Consider the following 19,378-nt stretch of genomic DNA (forward strand, 5'->3'; position numbering starts at 1 on the left):
GGGCTTTTTGTATTCACTCAGGTTGATTAACCCTTGTTCTGACGGGCTTCAAAAGCAGCGAGTTGCTCCGGTGTTGCCTTTGGCTGGTGGTTTTGTTTCCACTCATCGTACGTCATGCCGTAGACTCGTTCACGTGCGTCATCGATGTCCAAATCAAGCCCTTGCGCTTCAGCTTCTGCTTTATACCACTTACTAAAACAGTTACGACAAAAGCCAGCCAGAATCATCAAATCGATGTTTTGTACATCTTTGTTATCATCCAGATGCGCAAGTAAACGACGAAATGCCGCTGCATCCAGTTTATCTTGTTGTTCTTGAGTTAGATTTTTATATTTAAATTCAGCCACTTTACTTACCTTATTATCATTTTTGGTTAGCTAAAAATACTACCAAGCCTTAGCGCCTTAAGACAATACAAAAACGCCCAAGCTATGAGCTCGGGCGTTTATCATTATTGGCTAAGGTTAACCTTGAATACCAACGATCAACCAAGGCGCATTAGGCGTAGTTAGGTCACGCTCAAGGTGCCAGATATCTTCGATGTTCTCTTCAATACCTTCTACCGAATCACGGTAACGGCCACTGAACTGCAGACTTAGCTGAGCTTTACTCGCATCGTAATCAGCACGCACGATTTCAGCGTCTACGTACATAACGTCTGTATGTTGTTCACCTTCAAGCTTAGCGCGCTCTGATTTAAGGTCTTCAAACAGACTCGGCGATACGTACTCTTCGATAGTCTCTAGCTGATTGTGGTTCCACGCACCCTGAAGGATACGGTAATGCTCACGAGAGCCATTAATGAACGCCGTCTGATCAAAGCCCGGTGGGTAGTTATGTGGAATGTCGCTTTGCGCGCCAAATCCAAAACCGCCACCTTGTGCGCCTGACTGAGGCTGCTCAAAGTTGTGCACATTTGGTTGTTCAAACTTAGGCGCCGAGCCACCAAAAGCTGGCTGCTGACGATTCTTGTTCATACTGCCCTGCTTAGAGCCAAGCATGCCTCTCATTAGCTTAAAGATAACGAAGGCAATCAAGCCCATGATCAGAATATCCATAAACTGGATACCTTCGAACGCGCCACCAAAGAATGCCGCTAGCAGACCACCCGCTAACAGACCGCCAAGTAGACCACCCATCAGGCCCTTCTTGCTCGAGCTTTGCGTTTTAGTCGTTTGATCTTTACCAATCGTATTGGTGTTTTGCTGTTGCTGTTTTGGCGCAGGCGCAGTTTTAAAACTTTTGCCGAACGATTTACCGCCGCCAAACTTCTTCGCCTCAGCGATTGGAGTGATCGCTACTGAGACCATGAGTAGAGCAACAAGAGAAAAGAGTCGTTTCATATTCTTCCTTTCAGGTTCCTATCGAGGTTATGAATTTATACTTATTCAACCATATTAACCTTAGCTGACCTAGATTCATACTAAAACGTCTGGGGTACATGTATCAGAATATTGCAAATTGTCCTTACGAAAGTTGACGCTATAGGTACTGCATCATTAGAATATTGAACAATGTTCATTTTAGATTAATAACCATGGCCAGAAGAAACGATCATACCCGCGAAGAACTCGTTGCACTTACACTCAATACCGTCAAAGAGTTTTTAGCGACAAATTCGTACCACGAGCTCAGCTTACGCAAGATAGCCACTATGATTGGTTATGTGCCAAGTACGCTAGTTAATGTCTTCGGCAATTATAATCTACTGCTACTCCATGTCGTCGCTCAGACGCTCGATGAGCTGGCTGCCGAAGCTGGTCATGTCGTCGCTAAAAGTAAAGACAACAAAACTGCACTGTATGAGCTTGCTTATTGCTACCACGACTTCGCTCAACGCCACCCTAATCGCTGGCAGCTTATTTTCGAGCACAACATGAATGGTGAAGCTTTACCAGAATGGCAGTCACAACGAATCGACTCTATGACGGGTATGCTAGAACACCTTCTTCAAGCGATTGCGCCTCACCGCAGTGAGACGGATGTTCTTAAAGCCAGTCGCGTGTTATGGTCTGGTGTACACGGTATTACGCTACTCAGCGTTGATGATAAGTTCTTTACCGATCAGCCTATCGATGGCAAGGAATTGATCGAGAACCTGCTCTCTAATTACCTGACCAATTGGTAACATCCTAAAAGTTAAGGATAGCTAATGTCTGATAGCCAAACTTCTTTACTAAGGCAGAAACGTTTTCTGCCTTATTTTGTCACTCAGTTTTTCGGCGCTTTCAACGACAACATCTTTAAAAACGTCCTACTGCTATTTGTCGCATTTGCCGGTGCAGGTGCGCTACCTATCTCTAGCGATCTGTTTATAAACCTTGCCGCTGGTCTGTTTATTCTGCCATTTTTCCTTTTCTCCGCGTCCGCCGGTGTACTGGCAGATAAATATGAGAAGTCCTGGTTCATTCGCAAGGTCAAGCTGGCTGAAATCGGCATCATGTGTTTAGGTGCAATTGGCTTTGTCACCGAAAGCTACATCATTCTGCTAATTCTGTTGTTCTTAATGGGCACTCAGTCAGCATTTTTCGGTCCGGTTAAATACGCCTTACTTCCGCAGCAACTGAAACCAAATGAACTGGTATCGGGTAATGCTCTGGTGGAAACAGGCACCTTCTTAGCCATACTGGTTGGCACCCTTGGGGCGGGCGTTATTGCTTCATCTGAGAGTGCAAAGTACGTTGCTGCCGCCTCTGTAGTCATTTTTGCTGTGCTAGGTTATCTGGCAAGCCGCTCTATTCCAGAGGCTCCTGCCAGCGCCCCTTCTCTGACCTTCCGCTGGCAGCCGATTAAGCAGACCAAACGCACTATTGCGATCGCTAAGTCAGACAAGACCATTTTTAGGGCGCTAATGGCTATCAGCTGGTTCTGGTTCCTGGGCGCTGCTTACCTAACCCAGTTCCCTAACTTCACTAAGGTCTACTTAAATGGCAGTGAAAGCGCAGTTTCATTTTTGCTCGCGCTGTTTTCTATCGGCATCGCAGTTGGTTCATTGGCCTGTGATAAGTTATCCAACCATCGCATTGAAGTAGGTATCGTTCCAATTGGTAGTTTCGGTATCACTGTTTTTGGCGCGCTGATGGCGTTAGCAGTACCAGATCAGCTACCAGAGTTTGCTGGCTTCACGGAATTCTTGTCCCATAAACCGCTATGGCCTGTATTTATTTATCTACTGCTGCTAGGTGCTTCAGGCGGTATTTTCATTGTTCCTCTTTACGCCCTGATGCAGCAACGCGCTAAAGTCGACCAACGTGCACAGGTGATTGCAGCACTTAATATTTACAACTCGCTGTTTATGGTCGGCAGTGCCATTTTAGGTATCGTCTGTCTGGCTATTATTGGATTATCGATTCCACAATTGTTTTTGTTACTGGCGGTACTCAACCTGCTTGTAGCCAGTTATTTATTTATGCAGGTGCCCATCTTCGTAGTGCGATTCTTAGTTTGGATCCTGACCCATACCATGTATCGAGTAACCCATAAAAACCTGCACAACTTACCGGAAAAAAGTGGCGCCTTGCTGGTATGTAATCATGTCAGCTATATGGATGCCTTGCTGCTAAGCGCCGTTTGCCCAAGACTGATCCGCTTTGTAATGGAAGAAGATTACGCTAATGCGCCGCCATTGCGTCGCTTCTTGAAACGAGCTGGTGTTATTCCTATTTCGGCCACGAATCGTCGCTCGATCGTCAGGGCTTTTGGCGAAGTGGAGCAGGCGCTGGCAGAAGGACATATCGTATGTATCTTCCCAGAAGGTCGTTTAACGTCGGATGGTGAGATGAATCCATTTATGCGCGGGATGGATCTGATTCTTAAACGCAGTCCGGTACCTGTTATTCCTATCGCTTTAAAAGGAATGTGGGGAAGTTATTTTAGTCGTCATAAGGGCTCCGCCTGTAAAGGTTTGCCATCACGCTTCTGGTCAAAGATAGAGATAGAAGTTGGTGAGCCAGTTGCTCCAGAATCCGCTTCAACCTCAAGTATGTATGACAAAGTATCATCACTCAGAGGTGATTGGCGTTAATTATCACGTCATTTCACTATTCAAATCAGCAGCTGTTCAATTTTCCTGAACAGCTGTTCAAAACATTCAGCTCTATTTATCGCATTTACTACGCTAAACTGACGATTACCCTTAACACATTTATTAGATGATGAATAATCTACGAAAACAGTTACCGTTCTGGCTTGCGCTGGCAGTGTGTCTTGCTCCCTTTATCTCCTCTCCTACCGCTCTGGTGATTGGCTTCTTACTCGCTTCACTAGGTCTGGTTCCATCCGAGTTTAATCTGGCCAAGTTAACCAAGAAATTATTGGCTTACTCAATTGTCGGATTGGGCTTCGGTATTCAGTTTGAGCAGGCACTTGCAGTAACGTCCAACGGTATAGGGCTGATCGTCGCAACTATTTTTGGTACCTTGCTGATCGGTTGGTGGGTTGCCAAATGGATTGGTCTGAACAAAGAGACTGGTTATCTGATCGCTTCTGGTACCGCGATTTGTGGTGGTAGCGCCATCGCTGCTGTCTCCCCGGCGATTAAAGCTAACGATGAGCAGATCGGCTTATCTCTCGCGACAGTATTTGTTCTTAACTCTATCGCACTGTTTATCTTCCCAGTGATTGGCCATGCGCTAAACCTTGATCAGCATACTTTTGGTACCTGGGCTGCAATCGCGATTCACGATACCTCGTCGGTTGTTGGTGCAGCGTCTGCTTACGGCGAAGAAGCTTTAACCACAGCGACCACTCTTAAACTGGCTCGAGCGTTATGGATAATACCGGTGGCACTATTCAGTGCATTTTTGTTCCGTAGCGATTCAAAGAAGATCACCATTCCATACTTTATCTTGTTTTACTGTATCGCTATCGCAGTCAGTGATCTGCTGCCTCAGTTCGAGATGGTCTATCAGGGTATTTTTGAGGTCGCTAAGCGGGCGTTGGTGGTGTGTCTGTTCTTGATTGGTTGTGGTATTTCTGTCGAGAAACTTAAGTCTGCCGGACCTAAACCACTGATGTTCGGTGTAACTTTGTGGATACTGATTTCAACCACATCATTAGCGTGGCTTACTTTGGCTTAACGCTTTTCCGCCTCTAGTTCGAGTGACTGACGTTTTTGCTGTTTGGAACTGACCACAATTGCGACCACCAGCAAAAACGCAGAGAGTTCTGTCAACGCACGAATCAAGCCTTCGCTTTGTACAGCCACAATTATCTGCAGTAACACTGCTACAACCAATATTGCTTTCATCGCTTCTTATACCCACATCCATATCTCAGTAGAGCTATTATGAATTAGGGTTATAAGAATGCTAAATTCACATTTGGACTATGAAATTGCTAAATTAACTAAGTTGGCTTTCTAGCCACTTAATAAAGGTATGCACTTTCGGTCTTTTCTCTGAGCCAAGAGGACAGATGACATCATAACTCATCTCAGTTTCCATACTTGGATAAGGCGTGACAAGCTCTCCGGTCTCTATGTATTGTTTGACGAACTGATACCGTCCCATCGCCACTCCAACATCGTGCAGAGCACTCTGCACCCCCATATCACGATGGCTTACACAGTAAAATTGCCTGAACAGATTAACCTCAATATTGTGATGTTTAATCCATCGTTGCCAGACATCAGACTCCAGAGCATGGATAAAATTGACTCTGTTCAGTGACTCTAATCCATCATCAAATATGCCTAGCTGCTTCGCGTAGCCTGGCGTGCATACCGGAATGTACTTTTCGCCAAACAAAGGCTTACGATAGACGTCTTTGAGCTGGCTATCACCATAGTAAACTGCTACATCCAAATGGTTTTTATGAAAATCCTGCTCCTCCTGAGCAAAGATATTCAGATTAAATCTAGGGTAACGGCGTTTGAAATCGGCAATTCGCGGTAACAACCAACTATTAGCAAAGGCTGGACTAGTACCTATATTGAGCTTGCCGTGAAGCTCAGTACTGTTGATGTCTTCTATCTCGCCAAAGATATTACTCAGTGACTTCGATAAAGTTTTTTGAAAACGCTCCCCTTCTGCTGTTAGCTCCAGCTTTCGAGTACCACGTACAAATAAGTTAAAACCTAACTCTGACTCCAACACCTTAATCCTATGGCTCACTGCTCCTTGAGTCAGGTGAAGCTCTTTCGCCGCAAGCGTAAAGCTCATTCTCTGCGCCGCAACGTTAAAAGTATGGAGGTTTCTCAGTAATGTCTGTTGGTTTGCCATAGTCGCTATACATTAAAATTTTTAATTCATACTACTAGCCAATTCGTTTGTTTGCACCACAAATTAAGATTCTAATACAACCAGACACTGATTTATCGAGCCTAATCATTAGCTGACTTACTTTTGATGATCGAATGAATCAAAATTTTTAATATAAAAACTTAGGGGCATAAATGAATATACTTGGATATATGCAAAAAGTAGGTAAGGCACTGATGGTTCCAGTGGCTACATTGCCTGCAGCAGCAATTCTTATGGGGATTGGCTACTGGCTTGATCCTGTCGGCTGGGGTTCAGAAAATATTCTCGCAGCTTTCTTAATTAAGTCTGGCAGTGCAATCATCGATAACATGGCAGTGCTATTCGCTGTCGGTGTCGCATTTGGTCTTAGCCGTGATAAAAATGGTTCAGCAGCTCTGTCTGGTTTTGTGATGTTCTTAGTGGTCACGACCCTGCTGGCTCCCGGCTCTGTCGCTCAACTGATTGGCGTTGAGGCAAACGAAGTTCCGGCAGCTTTTGGCAAAATAAGCAACCAGTTCATTGGCATCATCATTGGTATTATCTCAGCCGAGATCTATAACCGCTATTCGACGGTAGAACTCCCGCAAGCACTGGCCTTTTTCAGTGGCAAACGTCTGGTTCCGATCTTAACTTCCCTCGCAGGTATGGCGCTCTCTTTCGTACTACTTTATGTATGGCCAGCGGTCTACGACGCTCTAATCCAGTTCGGCATCAAGCTTGAAAGTATGGGAGCCGTTGGTGCAGGTCTGTTTGGTTTCTTTAACCGCCTATTCTTATCCGTTGGTATGCACCATGCCCTATACCCTGTATTCTGGTTTGATGTAGTAGGAATTAACGATATCCCAAACTTCCTTGGTGGTGCTCAGTCTATCGCTAACGGCACAGGTATCCCGGGCAAGACCGGCATGTACCAAGCTGGCTTCTTTCCTATCATGATGTTTGGTCTACCAGCCGCAGCACTTGCTATGTACCACTGCTCTGATGCCAAGAACAAGAATCAAGTGTTCGCGATTATGCTGGCTGCTGCTATGGCTTCATTTTTTACTGGTATTACCGAGCCGTTGGAATTCAGCTTTATGTTCTTAGCGCCTGTCCTGTTCTTGATCCACGCGGTGCTTACCGGGCTATCACTTTACATCGCCGCAAGTATGGAGTGGATGGCAGGCTTTGGTTTCTCCGCCGGTTTTGTTGACATGGTGCTGTCCAGCCAAAACCCTCTAGCGACTAACTGGTACATGTTGCTACTCCAAGGTATTGTTTTCTTTGTCATTTACTACTCAGTATTCCGCTTTGCCATTATCAAGTTCAACTTGAAGACGCCGGGTCGTGGTGAAGATATGGAGAAGGAAGCCGCTGAAGATATTTCTGAATTAGCTAAAGAATATATCCAGGCAGTTGGTGGCGCAGATAACATTATCGAAGTCGATAACTGTATTACTCGTCTGAGACTGAGCGTAAAAGACTCAGCGGCAGCAGACAGCGATAAACTCAAACAGCTCGGTGCTGCAGGTGTGGTACCGATTGGCAAAGGCGGTCTTCAGGTCATCGTCGGTCTTGGCAAAGTCGACAAAGTGGCAGAACAAATGAAGAAGGCACTGGCCAGCTAAGGTGTAAAAATGTGGTGACTCACCATCTCCACGCCCCCTGAAGTGCACTTTCGCTTAGTCACCGAATGTGCACTTCTTTTTTATCTGCTTATTTGCTGTTCTAACCACTGTCTGACCTTTTGACGCGATACTTTTATCCCACCAGCTAACAGTTCCAATGGCATCTGATAATAGGCTTTCGGCCATTTGAACTTGGTCAATTTAAGCTTGAGCAAAGATTCAATTTCGGATTGATCAGGTAATGTTTCACACTGCAATACCGCAACCGGTCGATGGCCGTATTCGGCATCTTTTATAGGTACAACAATAGCTTGCTGGACGACACCAAGCTGATTAAGCACTGCTTCTATCTCTTCACAGTGAATATTCTCACCACCAGAGATAAATTGGTTGTCAGCACGACCGATGATTTTCAGTTCGTCGCCAAGCCACTGACCAAGATCTTTGCTATCAAACCAGCCATTTTCAACAATTGGCGTCACTACCCCTTGCTGGTAGTAGCCGGAAGCGAGAGTATCTCCACCAATGAAGATACGCTGTCCATCCAGTTTAACCCGCCTTCTGGGTAAGACTCTGCCCGCGCTATAGAGGCCGTCTATCTGCTTAGCTGTGACGGTTGAAGCCGCTTCTGTCATTCCATATCCGAGCCAGGTTTCAATACCATACTCAGCGGCTTGCTGACTCAGTTCTAGCGGGACATGACTTCCTCCCAATAAAACATGGCTAAGAGTCAGAGGCTCACCACTATCAAGTAGTCGCTTAAGCTGAGTCGCCACCAGTGATGCATGGCTGACATCGCCAATATCCTCGCTTAACGTGCCTGTCCCTATTTTGAGAGTTGCGCCAGTAGCAAGCCAGCGATAGACAATCGCCAGACCCGAGACGTGATACATAGGCAAACTTAACAGCCAGGTATCGCCTTGTTGGAAACGGAATTGTTCAAGTAGACCTTGCGCTGAAGCAAGATGTTGCTGCGACGTGTGGGCAACCGCTTTCGGTGTCCCTGTCGAGCCAGATGTAAATACAATCGATGCGAGAGCTTCGTCTTGATACTCACTGCACCAATCGTCGAGTTCAGGTTCTGCTAATTGGACGTGACAGCCAATCTCCGGCAGCTCTGTTTCATCAACGGACCATAGGTAGGCGTGATCGGGATTTGAATACAGGGTTGCCAGTTTAGTGTTGATCTCATCTTCGCTCTGGGGCATTGCAAGTGCGCAAATTGCACCCTGTTCGAGACAAGCGAGATAGAGCAATAACAGTTGCGGACTGTTCTTACCAATACAGGTAACAACGTCGCCAGCAGATACCCCCTGTTGACCAAGTGATGCTGCCAGACGTGATATTTTTTCGGCGAGTTCTAGCCAAGTGTAACTTTGCTCTGGGGTATGGAGAGCATACAAAGATGGGCTCGATTGAGCCCATTGTTTCACAGGTGATAACTTCGCTTTCATTCTGACTGCCAAATCAAAGCTTGGTCCGATAGCGATGCTACAGGCAACTCGCAGCCCGGCCAAGGAACCTCTAACTGCTGCGCGAATAAGCCTACGGTATCTAAACCAGGTACTTCGTCAGGTAGCTGCCAGTGCGCCAGTCTAGCCAGTTGTGTCAGACCCAGACTGGACTCAATGCTCGAACTGACCACCGCTTTAATACCCAATTCTTTGGCTCGGCTAATCAGCTCGATACAACACTCAACGGAACCAATAAGGGTCGGCTTAATGACGATCGCTTTGGCCCCATTGAGATCTTCAAGTTTGAAGTCATCGCGACGAATAGCGTGCTGCAGCGTCTCATCCCACGCAATAGCAATACCCGTATCAATAGCAAATGAGAAACTATCGCCCGGTACCTGACATGGTTCTTCGATAAACGAGATTCGTCCACGTAACGATGGCGCGATCTTTTTAGCAAATTGCTGAGCTTTCTCAGCGCTCCATGCTCGATTCGCATCTAGACGTAGGGTCAAGTCAGGAATCGACTCCAGGAACAGGCTGACTAACATACCATCGCGAATAGGCTCGTATAGACCGACCTTGATCTTAGCCACTTTTTCACCAGTCATGGCATTCAGCTTCGGGATCAGTTCATCAGGGTCACCGGAACACAGCGGTGCTGCCTGATACGCCCCCTGCACAGGTAGTTGCTTAGCAAGCTCCATCTGAGCCATGGATAAACCAAAAGCAACCGATGGATATAACTCGCTAAAGTCTAACTCAGCACCTTGCTGCCATAGTGCGAGTTGCTCAACTAACTGTGAGTATGCCTCGTCCATTGTTTCTACGCTAAAGCCGGCCAAAGGGGCGATTTCCCCGCGACCAATTTCGCCATCAAGCGCTAGCTCAACCACAAAACCTTCACGCTGCTTCAACCTCTGGTCACGCAGTATCACACCACTGTCCATCGGTAAGTCATAGCGATACAGTTTGGCTGATCTCATAGCAATATCCCTTTTTCAATTTATATATAATAGGCAAGTTGTAGATAGGTTTCTAAGCCAGAATGTTGATAGCAATGAGAAGACACAGAGTTTATTAACCCAAACACTGGTCTTCGACAAAGCTATCGCTATTCTGGCGACGAAAGCTATGACAACTTAGGGATTGCGTGGAAACTTATTAAAGTCCGGACGACGCTTCTCGTTAAACGCATTACGACCTTCCTGACCCTCTTCAGTCATGTAGAACATCATTGTCGCATTACCTGCCAGCTCTTGCAGACCCGCTTGACCATCACAGTCTGCATTTAGCGCAGCTTTCAGACAGCGAAGTGCCATCGGGCTGTGTTGTAGCGTTTCGCGACACCAGCGAACGGTCTCTTTTTCAAGCTCTTCTAGCGGTACAACTGTGTTAACCAGCCCCATGTCTAATGCTTCCTGAGCATCGTAGAAACGACATAGGAACCATATTTCACGTGCTTTCTTCTGACCAACAATACGCGCCATGTAAGATGCACCCCAACCGCCGTCAAATGAACCAACTTTAGGGCCAGTTTGACCGAACTGAGCATTCTCAGCAGCAATCGTCAGGTCACACATCATGTGCAGTACGTGACCACCACCTACAGCCCAGCCTGCTACTGAAGCAATCACTGGCTTCGGACAGGTACGAATCTGACGCTGGAAGTCCAGAACGTTTAGATGGTGGGTACCGGAATCATCCTGGTAGCCGCCGTAATCGCCACGAATTTTCTGATCGCCACCTGAACAGAACGCTTTCTCACCCAAGCCTGTCAGAATGATCACGCCGACACCTTCATCGTAGCGAGCATCAGCAAGTGCGTTAATCATCTCTTTCACTGTTTGAGGGCGGAACGCGTTGCGAACCTGTGGGCGAGCGATAGTGATCTTAGCGATACCATCTTCGGATTTGTGGTACTGAATATCTTCATATTCACCGCTGCAGTCATTCCAGTTTACTGGTGCGTATAGTTCTTCTTCTGAGATACCGACTGTTTTTGCCATGGTGATTCCTGTTTGTTTACTTATTAACTCGTTGCGAGATACGCGTTATTTGAGTTTTGACGATTTCAGCAAAAGCGTGCGGCTGTTCGACATGAACATTGTGCCCCGCTTCCGCTATCTGGCTGAAAGACAAACCGCTTCGTTCGGCCAACTGACTAAACTTATTGTCTTTCTCGCCGCAAATATAATGTACTGGCACTGTCGACGACTTAAGTGCGTCAAGCAGATAATCTTGCTTTGCCAAAGAGGTAGCTAACAGCATTTGTGCCACTTGGGGGCCTAGGTTAGCACTGCGTTTAACAATCAGTTTTTGTCTTTGCGCATGATTTAGTGAACTAAATACCGCTTGCTGATACCAATCGCCTAGCACCTGCTCAATCGGCTCGTTGGTAAAACGCAGCGCCCATTGAGAGTCATTTGCCAGTCTCAACTCTCTTTGCTCTGCAGTTGGCAAACCAAAGTTGCCACCTTCAACAATCAGTTGCTGAATATTGAGCCGGGCAAAGTGTTTTTTCACTATGCCGTTCATCGCTATGCGGCCACCCATTGAGTAACCAATCAGTACTATAGGACGCTGAGAGTCGAGTTGGGTAAGAAGAGTGTCAGATATTTGATCACAACACTGTTTAAAATCTTGGCAGCGAATCTCGGCGCTCAAACCATGACCGGGTAAATCGATGCACAATACCGGATAGCCGCTCAAATGCGCGATGGTTTGCTGCCAGTCACCCCGACAGCCAAGTAAACCATGAAGAAATACCAGCACTGGTTGCTGTGTATTTTCCATGAGTTCCTGAGTAGCCTGACTATAAAGCATGAAGTTGTTGAGTGAACTCTTTTAGCTGATTAGACGCCTGTTCTGCAGGTGTTTGAATCTCAACCACGAGCGCACCACTACCCTGCTCAATATGCTGCTCGACCAACCGCTGGTAATCCGCCAGAGTTTCCGGTTTAGCATAATCGAGTTTGAACTGCTGAGCGGCATGCATGAAATCAAAGCCGTGTGGCATCTGATAAAGCGACTGTTTCTGTTGCTCTGGCACTGGCAGAAGATCAAAGATGGCGCCGCCATCATTATTGGTGACCACCACCACTACCGGCGTTTGTTCATTACTTAGCAAGGCTAGTGAGTTAACGTCATACAACAACGAAGTATCACCGATAAATACCACTGTCGGCTGTTTGTCGGCTTTCACCGTTCCTGCTGCGGTCGCCACAAGACCATCAATACCGGAGGCGCCTCGGTTGCTATACACTTCGACGCTGTCTAAACGGCTAAACATATCCACCAGCCTTACGAACATGCTGTTACCTAAAAACAGTTGAGCTCGTTTTGGCAATTGATTAATCGTTAGTGCCAGTGCAATTTCAGACAAGGGGGCATCGCAATTGAGATGCAACGAAGCAAGACTGTGCACCTGTTCTGACATACTCTGTAGGCTATCTGCCCAGCCATGATTGGTTTGTACGACTGCAGGTAAAGAGGTTAATAAATGCTCTATCCAGACTTCGATAGAAGCAATATGGTGATGCTGCATCAAGTGACTAGCGTTATTCCGATCAAAGCTCGGTGACACGTAGTGATACTCAGCATTTGTTGTTTCGATATGGTTAGCGAGCCATTGATTCAAACGCTTGGACACAACACGGGAACCAAACTGTAATACCAGTTCGCATTGCGTTAGAAGCCGGGTTTTCGCGCTATTTTGTAGCCAGAGATCATAGTGAGACCAGTTCGAACTCTGTCCGGATTGGGGGTCACACAGAATTGGCCAGCCTAAACGTTCAGCCAGATGTTTTGCTTGCGCAGCTTCCCCGGCGGTAACGCTACCCACCACAATCAGACCATTGCGTTGTATAAAATCGCTAACATTAGGCTGGCTACCCGGCTGTGAGAAATGCTTGTAGGTAAATCGCTTGCCGCTTTGCCACCAGTCACCGAGTAATGCCGAGTAATCGTGGTATAAGCTTTTCGGCTGATCACTGTAAAGAGGCTCAGGAAACGGGCAGTTAATATGAATCGCGCTGCCTTTTTGCTCTTGTTCAGCCATCACTTGGTCAACCGTGGTCAGTAACCATTTCAACGGCACTTGTAACGATGGACTTGGCAGTTCGACCGCGCAAGTTACGTGACTTGAGAAAATTCCCGACTGGTCAATTGCCTGATTAGCGCCACATGCGACGAGTTCAACAGGTCGGTCAGCGGTAAGGATCACCAGCTTTTCACCAGTCAGTTTTGCTTCGGCGATTGCAGGTAAAAGGTTTGCGACTGCCGTACCGGAAGTGACTACCACAGCAACAGGCTTGCCGCTTGCCTTAGCCATGCCTAACGCAAGGAACCCCAAGCCGCGCTCATCAAAGTGAGTATGGAGGTTGAGATTTGGGTTTTCATCCGCTTCCAGCGTTAACGGAGTCGAGCGAGAGCCCGGCGCCACACAGACTTCACTGACACCAAATCGCGTCAGCTCTTCCAATAAAACCTGACACCAGACACGGTTCAATACCGCCTGATTGACACTTGAAACTGCAGTGTTCATTTACGAAGCGACTCCCAATGGTGGGTTGTCTGAAATCAGGGACAAAAGCGTAGACATCTTCTTATCCAGCTCTTGCCATTCGTGGTCTGCAATAGAACCAGGGACGATTCCTGCTCCGGCAAATAGCTGTACTTGGTCATCGACAATCAACGCGCTGCGAATCGCAACACAAAACTCAGCTCTCTGATGGCTGATAAATCCCATTGAGCCCGCATACCAACCACGAGCGAAAGGTTCGTGTTGTTGAATAAAGGCCATTGACTCTTTACGTGGTAAACCTGCGACAGCCGCCGTCGGTTGCAGAGCACTTAGCAGCTGAACACCATTGACCCCTTTGTTTAGGTGGGCATGGATACTACGCTTCAGATGCTGAACTTTACGTAAACGGACTAATCTGGCCTCTTGCTCAACTTCAACATGCTCAGAGTGTGGTGTTAATCGTTCGATAATATCATCGACGACATACTGATTTTCATTGAGATTCTTGCTGTCATTTGCCAACCAGTTTGCCAGTTCCATATCCTGACTGGCATTACTACCACGACCAATCGTTCCAGCCAGAGCTTCAGTATACAGTTCCTGATCCTGACGTAAGTAAAGACGTTCTGGTGTTGAGCCGATAAAGCTGTGTTTTCTGTCCAGAGACAACATAAAGTGGAAGCTATGATGATTATGTAAGTAGCTCGACTTTAAAAACTGAGCAGCGCACAGAGGCTGATCGAGAGTGACGGCTGTTTTTCGCGCCAACACAACTTTTTTAAATTCGTCGTTTTCGATACCCGTCAGGACCTTATCGACCAATTCAGACCATTGCGCCTTTTCTGGAGTATGTTGAATGTTTTCAATGTGCGCAGAGACTGGCATTAGAGGATTCACATCCAACTGCAACTTACACAGACTGGCAAGAGTACGGTGTTTTTCAGCCGTCAGGTTAACCGCCAGAGACCATCTGTCATCAAAGCGTATTAGTTCAATCTGCGGCAAGAAAAAGAAGGAAGACATGCATCGGCGATTCTTGTCGGTCTGACCATCAAATGATCGACCGCCCCATATGCGCTGATCTTCTGCCAGGATAGCGTACGCAGGAGCAGGTTCAACGAATGTGTGTAATTGACCTAAAGCGACAACTTCTTCACGGGTATCTCGTGATTGCCAATAAAACTGAGGGAAAATCGGCTGGGCTTCTAACCAGTCAATAAACGCAAAGTCTGGTTTTTCCTCAAGAACTTGAACCAGACGGGTTACACCGTCTTCTGCTTCCTTTACGCGTTCAATCAGTTCAGTAACGGCTTGATGAAAATTAGACAAATCAGCCTCGTATGCATGGGGATTATTATTCATTTTAGGTGATTACTGTATTTATAGACCCTACTCAAATCAAGGATGCAGCGAATGTTTTGCAAAATCCTGTGATAACGGGCGTGCTACAAGCTGTTAAATCTTGTTATTCAACCAGATTTTTATTCTAAATATTCTCTTTTTGATGTACTTTAATAAAGAAATTCAATTATTTTTAGGGTTTAATCAATGCAAAATATCGGGATGTCGTCGAAACTCGATAATGTCTGCTATGACATTAGGGGTCCGGTACTCAAACATGCTAAGCGCATGGAGGAAGAGGGGCATAAAATACTAAAGCTAAACATTGGAAACCCCGCCCCATTTGGCTTTGACGCCCCTGACGAAATCCTAGTCGATGTAATCCGTAACCTGCCAACATCGCAAGGTTATTGTGATTCAAAAGGTATCTACTCTGCTCGTAAAGCAGTAGTACAACATTACCAGCGTAAAGGTATCCACTCGCTGGATGTTGAAGACGTATACATCGGTAATGGCGTTTCTGAGCTGATTGTCATGGCGATGCAAGCCCTGCTTAACAATTGCGACGAAATGCTGGTTCCTGCGCCAGACTACCCTCTATGGACAGCCTCTGTTGCTCTGTCTGGTGGTAAAGCCGTGCACTACATGTGTGATGAGCAAGCGGACTGGTATCCTGATCTGGACGATATCAAACGTAAAATCACACCAAAAACACGCGGTATTGTGTTAATTAACCCGAATAACCCGACTGGTGCTGTCTATAGCCGCGATTTCCTACTCGAAGTAATAGAGATTGCTCGTCAGCATAAGCTGATTATCTTCGCTGATGAAATCTACGACAAAGTCCTTTACGACGGTGCAACTCACACATCAGTTGCAACATTAACAGAAGACGTATTGGTGATGACGTTTAACGGCCTGTCAAAAGCTTATCGCGTATGTGGTTTCCGTGGCGGCTGGATGTTTATGACCGGACCTAAGCATTTAGCTCAGGGTTATATTAATGGTCTGGATATGCTGGCATCGATGCGCCTGTGTGCCAACGTACCAATGCAGCACGCGATTCAGACTGCATTAGGTGGCTATCAGAGCATTAATGAGCTTATTCTGCCGGGCGGTCGTCTGCTAGAACAGCGTGACCGAGCATGGGAACTGATTAACCAGATTCCAGGGGTTTCGTGTGTCAAACCTAAAGGGGCGATGTACCTGTTCCCGAAAATCGACACCAAGATGTACAACATCAAGGATGACCAGAAGATGGTTCTCGATTTTCTGGTTCAGGAAAAAGTGTTACTTGTCCAAGGCAGCGGCTTTAACTGGCCTAAACCGGATCACTTCCGCATCGTAACCTTACCGCACGTCGAAGATCTCGAAGTTGCGATCGGTCGCTTTGAACGTTTCCTATCGACATACAGCCAGTAGTATTTGGTGACGATCTTTCATATTCTTAAAGAGCACTCATGAGTGCTCTTTTTTCATTTCATGGAGTTGAGAAATGTCAGACATCCCTAACGATAATGTCCAGGAAAGCCACTTTTTTGCCCACCTAGCTCGTATGAAGCTCATTCAGCGATGGCCATTGATGCGCTCTGTATCGAGCGAAAATATCTCTGAACATAGCTTGCAAGTCGCTTTCGTCGCCCACGCACTCGCATTAATCAAAAATAAGAAATTCGATGGCAACTTGAATCCCGAGCGAATCGCTATCTTAGGTATGTATCATGACACCAGTGAAGTCTTGACGGGCGACCTGCCTACTCCGGTTAAGTACTACAACCCAGAGATTGCTAAAGAGTACAAAAAGATTGAGGCTGCCGCCGAGAAAAAACTACTTTCAATGCTTCCGCAAGAGTTCCATGACGACTTTGCTCCCTACCTTATCTCTCAGCAGGCTCACAGCGAGGATGCAATGATAGTTAAGCAGGCCGACACTATCTGCGCTTACTTGAAGTGCCTCGAAGAGCTCAGTGCAGGAAACCATGAGTACGCACTGGCTAAAAAGCGCCTCGACGTTACCTTAAACGAGCGTCGTACCCCTGAGATGGAATATTTTCTCACCACATTTGCGCCAAGCTTCGAACTCTCTCTAGACGAAATCAGCTAAGAAAAACTCAAATCCATCATGTTCGCTGCTGAAACGCATTAAGCAGATACTCTATCATCACCTTCTTGCGTTTTGGCATTAGCTGACGATCTGCATAGACCAGACTCACCTGCACTTCCGGCATTTTGTATTGCGGTAACAGACGAACCAGCGCCCCACTGGCAAAATGCTCGCGGCAGATAAACTCGGGCAGTACCGCGATGCCTAAGCCATCGATACAAGCTTTAAGACAAGCGGTGATGGTGTTAACCCTTAATCGATGCGGTAAATCAATATGGTATGACTCCCCAGTATCGGGCTGGAGATGCCACTTGGGCAGTCGGGCAGCTTTGTTAAACACTTCGACCATATGATGAGGTGAGACCAAGTCCTGATGGCTGGTGATATCACCATATTGAGCAAGATACTTCGGGCTCGCCACTAACGCACGCTTCGAGGAAGTCAGATAACGAGAAACCAGATTCGAGTCTTCGAGATCGCCAATTTGCGCGTAGAGATCAATACCTTCACCAATGATATCCACTTCACGGTTGCTCAGTTCCAGATTCATAGTGACATGCGGGTAATCAAGTAAAAACTGATGTATATAGCTACCCAACACCTGATGGCCTAGCTCTACAGGCAAGACAACATTAAGAGGACCGCGTACCAAATCTTGGTTAGCTGACACCTCGAGTTCCGCCTGATTAATGATCTCTAACATTTGTAAGCTGGATTGGTAGAACTTCTCTCCTTCAGGAGTGAGGACTAAACTGCGCGTTGAACGCGTGATCAACCTCACACCTAAGTGCTGTTCTAATTCCACCAGCTTTCTGCTCACTGTTGATTTTGTCATGTTAAGAGTTTCAGCTGCATGAGTAAAACTCCCACAATCAACAACTTGGGCAAATACCGTGACTGCATTTAAATCCATCAATCCTCCCAAACACGCTTATTAGAACAATTTCTGCAACAGTGTTTCCCTTTTTTCCTATCTTATCAACCAATGATATTCATTTACAATTCGTTACATCCACATTTCAAACGATAAAAGAGAACACCATGACAGAGACTCATTCAACCAAGAGTGCAGCGAAATCCAAACGTAACAAAGCGCCTTTGATCGCTACTGCAGTGATGCTGTCACTTGGTCTGTTAGGTGGTGGATACTGGTTTAGCTACGGACAATATTTCGAGTCAACCGACAACGCTTATCTACAGGGTGACATAACGACTATCAGCCCAAAAGTATCTGGCTACATCGTCAAGTCTTATGTCTCCGACAACCAACAGGTGAAGCAAGGACAACTTCTGGTCCAGATTGATGATCGCGACTATCAGGCAGCCCTATCTCAATCAGAGGCTCACCTTGTTGTGGCCAAATCGAGTGTCAAAAATCTCATCGCTCAGCAGACCTTGCAGCGCAGCCAGATTAATCAGGCAGAGAGTCGAGTTGATTCTGCTCAAGCCGAATACGATCGCGCCGTTCAGCAGGTCTCTCGATCTCGTAGTCTGTTAAAACGCAATTACGCCTCACAGGACGAATTAGACAGCATGCTTGCTCAACAAAAAGTCACTCTCGCTGAACTTGAAGAAGCGAAAGCTAATCTTGCTGCCAGCAACGATCAGCTCATTGTTATTGCGAGTGAAATTGAGCAGGCTCAAGCATCAGTAACCGAAGCACAAGCTCAGTTACAACAAGCTCAACTTAACCTCGACTACACCAAGGTTTACGCCCCTACCGATGGCATCATTGGTAAACGTAGCGTGCGCGAAGGGTTGCTGGTTCAGGCAGGCGCTCCACTGATGAGCTTAGTGCCAGAAAACGGCGTGTGGATTGAAGCCAACTTCAAAGAGACCCAGCTTAGCGGCATTCATAAAGGTCAAAAAGTCGAAGTCGAACTGGATGCCTTTCCCGGAAAAACTCTGGAAGGTGTGGTCGATAGTTTCTCTCCAGCAACAGGCGCTAAGTTCGCACTTCTGCCACCCGAGAATGCGACGGGTAACTTCACCAAAATCGTTCAACGCGTACCAGTAAAAATTACCTTACCTGAACAAAATGCCCTTGAGGGACGCTTACTACCAGGTCTTTCAGTTGTTGCGACCATAGATACACGAGGTTAAGC

The 19,378-nt window shown here is 46.6% G+C and carries 18 protein-coding genes; 7 read left to right on the forward strand and 11 right to left on the reverse strand.

Going from position 1 to position 19,378, the window contains the following annotated elements; genetic code table 11:
• Window positions 1–26 precede the first annotated feature (26 nt).
• Both RH46_RS04405 and RH46_RS04410 read right to left on the reverse strand, forming a co-directional pair.
• On the reverse strand, window positions 27–347 hold the full coding sequence (locus RH46_RS04405; RefSeq protein WP_006878198.1) for a DUF1244 domain-containing protein: 321 nt from the start codon (window positions 345–347) through the stop codon (window positions 27–29).
• A 117-nt stretch (window positions 348–464) separates the two neighbouring features.
• Window positions 465–1,343 carry a Tim44 domain-containing protein gene (locus RH46_RS04410; protein ID WP_006878199.1) on the reverse strand — a complete coding sequence of 293 codons (879 nt, stop codon included), beginning with the start codon at window positions 1,341–1,343 and terminating at the stop codon, window positions 465–467.
• Between the two features lie 194 nt (window positions 1,344–1,537).
• Here RH46_RS04410 and RH46_RS04415 point away from each other — a divergent pair, with 194 nt between their 5' ends.
• From RH46_RS04415 to RH46_RS04425, 3 genes are all read left to right on the forward strand, one after another.
• Window positions 1,538–2,128, forward strand: a complete 591-nt coding sequence (locus RH46_RS04415; protein ID WP_006878200.1) for a TetR/AcrR family transcriptional regulator — start codon at window positions 1,538–1,540, stop codon at window positions 2,126–2,128.
• 24 nt (window positions 2,129–2,152) lie between these two features.
• Window positions 2,153–4,024 carry an MFS transporter gene (locus RH46_RS04420; protein WP_006878201.1) on the forward strand — a complete coding sequence of 624 codons (1,872 nt, stop codon included), beginning with the start codon at window positions 2,153–2,155 and terminating at the stop codon, window positions 4,022–4,024.
• Between the two features lie 130 nt (window positions 4,025–4,154).
• Complete coding sequence (locus RH46_RS04425; protein ID WP_006878202.1) at window positions 4,155–5,078, forward strand: YeiH family protein; 924 nt, start codon at window positions 4,155–4,157, stop codon at window positions 5,076–5,078.
• Here RH46_RS04425 and RH46_RS22315 read toward each other — a convergent pair.
• Together RH46_RS22315 and RH46_RS04430 are read right to left on the reverse strand one after the other, a co-directional pair.
• Window positions 5,075–5,248, reverse strand: a complete 174-nt coding sequence (locus RH46_RS22315; RefSeq protein ID WP_006878203.1) for a hypothetical protein — start codon at window positions 5,246–5,248, stop codon at window positions 5,075–5,077. The genes RH46_RS04425 and RH46_RS22315 overlap by 4 nt on opposite strands.
• Window positions 5,249–5,342: 94 nt before the next feature.
• Window positions 5,343–6,221: a LysR substrate-binding domain-containing protein gene (locus RH46_RS04430; protein ID WP_006878204.1), complete on the reverse strand. Its 879-nt coding sequence runs from the start codon at window positions 6,219–6,221 to the stop codon at window positions 5,343–5,345.
• Window positions 6,222–6,394: 173 nt separating this feature from the next.
• Between RH46_RS04430 and nagE the strand changes: the two genes are divergently transcribed.
• Entirely contained in the window at window positions 6,395–7,849 is a 1,455-nt protein-coding gene (gene nagE, locus RH46_RS04435) for an N-acetylglucosamine-specific PTS transporter subunit IIBC (RefSeq protein ID WP_006878205.1), read from the forward strand.
• A gap of 80 nt (window positions 7,850–7,929) precedes the next feature.
• Here the strand turns inward: nagE and menE are convergent, their stop codons facing one another.
• From menE to RH46_RS04465, 6 genes are all read right to left on the reverse strand, one after another.
• The gene (gene menE, locus RH46_RS04440; protein ID WP_006878206.1) at window positions 7,930–9,303 is read right to left on the reverse strand and encodes an o-succinylbenzoate--CoA ligase; all 1,374 of its coding nucleotides are present in this window, start codon (window positions 9,301–9,303) and stop codon (window positions 7,930–7,932) included.
• On the reverse strand, window positions 9,300–10,289 hold the full coding sequence (menC, locus tag RH46_RS04445) for an o-succinylbenzoate synthase (RefSeq protein ID WP_006878207.1): 990 nt from the start codon (window positions 10,287–10,289) through the stop codon (window positions 9,300–9,302). The genes menE and menC overlap by 4 nt, the downstream gene beginning before the upstream one ends.
• Before the next feature lie 156 nt (window positions 10,290–10,445).
• The gene (gene menB, locus RH46_RS04450) at window positions 10,446–11,312 is read right to left on the reverse strand and encodes a 1,4-dihydroxy-2-naphthoyl-CoA synthase (protein WP_006878209.1); all 867 of its coding nucleotides are present in this window, start codon (window positions 11,310–11,312) and stop codon (window positions 10,446–10,448) included.
• Between the two features lie 16 nt (window positions 11,313–11,328).
• Window positions 11,329–12,129, reverse strand: coding sequence for a 2-succinyl-6-hydroxy-2,4-cyclohexadiene-1-carboxylate synthase (gene menH, locus RH46_RS04455; protein WP_006878210.1), 801 nt, complete (start codon window positions 12,127–12,129; stop codon window positions 11,329–11,331).
• On the reverse strand, window positions 12,119–13,849 hold the full coding sequence (menD, locus tag RH46_RS04460; RefSeq protein WP_006878211.1) for a 2-succinyl-5-enolpyruvyl-6-hydroxy-3-cyclohexene-1-carboxylic-acid synthase: 1,731 nt from the start codon (window positions 13,847–13,849) through the stop codon (window positions 12,119–12,121). The genes menH and menD overlap by 11 nt, the downstream gene beginning before the upstream one ends.
• Window positions 13,850–15,157 (reverse strand): isochorismate synthase, encoded by a 1,308-nt coding sequence (locus RH46_RS04465; RefSeq protein ID WP_040895164.1) that lies wholly within the window; start codon window positions 15,155–15,157, stop codon window positions 13,850–13,852.
• A gap of 219 nt (window positions 15,158–15,376) precedes the next feature.
• On the opposite strand from RH46_RS04465, the gene RH46_RS04470 reads away from it, so the two are divergent.
• Window positions 15,377–16,591 carry a pyridoxal phosphate-dependent aminotransferase gene (locus tag RH46_RS04470; protein ID WP_006878213.1) on the forward strand — a complete coding sequence of 405 codons (1,215 nt, stop codon included), beginning with the start codon at window positions 15,377–15,379 and terminating at the stop codon, window positions 16,589–16,591.
• A 73-nt stretch (window positions 16,592–16,664) separates the two neighbouring features.
• On the forward strand, window positions 16,665–17,273 hold the full coding sequence (gene yfbR / locus RH46_RS04475; RefSeq protein WP_006878214.1) for a 5'-deoxynucleotidase: 609 nt from the start codon (window positions 16,665–16,667) through the stop codon (window positions 17,271–17,273).
• 16 nt (window positions 17,274–17,289) lie between these two features.
• On the opposite strand, the gene RH46_RS04480 is transcribed toward yfbR, so the two are convergent.
• A complete protein-coding gene (locus RH46_RS04480; protein ID WP_006878215.1) occupies window positions 17,290–18,186 on the reverse strand; it encodes a LysR family transcriptional regulator in 897 nt (298 codons plus the stop codon).
• Between the two features lie 128 nt (window positions 18,187–18,314).
• Here RH46_RS04480 and RH46_RS04485 point away from each other — a divergent pair, with 128 nt between their 5' ends.
• A complete protein-coding gene (locus tag RH46_RS04485) occupies window positions 18,315–19,376 on the forward strand; it encodes an HlyD family secretion protein (protein WP_006878216.1) in 1,062 nt (353 codons plus the stop codon).
• The last annotated feature ends 2 nt before the right edge of the window (window positions 19,377–19,378 follow it).

Origin of the sequence: Vibrio brasiliensis LMG 20546, from assembly GCF_000189255.1 — a bacterium.
GTDB classification, from domain to species: Bacteria; Pseudomonadota; Gammaproteobacteria; order Enterobacterales; family Vibrionaceae; genus Vibrio; species Vibrio brasiliensis.

Excerpts from the sequence above, each read along its gene's own strand:
- RH46_RS04410 (WP_006878199.1), bottom strand. The coding sequence starts at position 1,343 with ATGAAACGACTCTTTTCTCTTGTTGCTCTACTCATGGTCTCAGTAGCG.
- RH46_RS04415 (WP_006878200.1), top strand. The coding sequence starts at position 1,538 with ATGGCCAGAAGAAACGATCATACCCGCGAAGAACTCGTTGCACTTACA.
- RH46_RS04420 (WP_006878201.1), top strand. The coding sequence starts at position 2,153 with ATGTCTGATAGCCAAACTTCTTTACTAAGGCAGAAACGTTTTCTGCCT.
- RH46_RS04425 (WP_006878202.1), top strand. The coding sequence starts at position 4,155 with ATGAATAATCTACGAAAACAGTTACCGTTCTGGCTTGCGCTGGCAGTG.
- RH46_RS22315 (WP_006878203.1), bottom strand. The coding sequence starts at position 5,248 with ATGAAAGCAATATTGGTTGTAGCAGTGTTACTGCAGATAATTGTGGCT.
- RH46_RS04430 (WP_006878204.1), bottom strand. The coding sequence starts at position 6,221 with ATGGCAAACCAACAGACATTACTGAGAAACCTCCATACTTTTAACGTT.
- nagE (WP_006878205.1), top strand. The coding sequence starts at position 6,395 with ATGAATATACTTGGATATATGCAAAAAGTAGGTAAGGCACTGATGGTT.
- menE (WP_006878206.1), bottom strand. The coding sequence starts at position 9,303 with ATGAAAGCGAAGTTATCACCTGTGAAACAATGGGCTCAATCGAGCCCA.
- menC (WP_006878207.1), bottom strand. The coding sequence starts at position 10,289 with ATGAGATCAGCCAAACTGTATCGCTATGACTTACCGATGGACAGTGGT.
- menB (WP_006878209.1), bottom strand. The coding sequence starts at position 11,312 with ATGGCAAAAACAGTCGGTATCTCAGAAGAAGAACTATACGCACCAGTA.
- menH (WP_006878210.1), bottom strand. The coding sequence starts at position 12,129 with ATGCTTTATAGTCAGGCTACTCAGGAACTCATGGAAAATACACAGCAA.
- menD (WP_006878211.1), bottom strand. The coding sequence starts at position 13,849 with ATGAACACTGCAGTTTCAAGTGTCAATCAGGCGGTATTGAACCGTGTC.
- RH46_RS04470 (WP_006878213.1), top strand. The coding sequence starts at position 15,377 with ATGCAAAATATCGGGATGTCGTCGAAACTCGATAATGTCTGCTATGAC.
- yfbR (WP_006878214.1), top strand. The coding sequence starts at position 16,665 with ATGTCAGACATCCCTAACGATAATGTCCAGGAAAGCCACTTTTTTGCC.
- RH46_RS04480 (WP_006878215.1), bottom strand. The coding sequence starts at position 18,186 with ATGGATTTAAATGCAGTCACGGTATTTGCCCAAGTTGTTGATTGTGGG.
- RH46_RS04485 (WP_006878216.1), top strand. The coding sequence starts at position 18,315 with ATGACAGAGACTCATTCAACCAAGAGTGCAGCGAAATCCAAACGTAAC.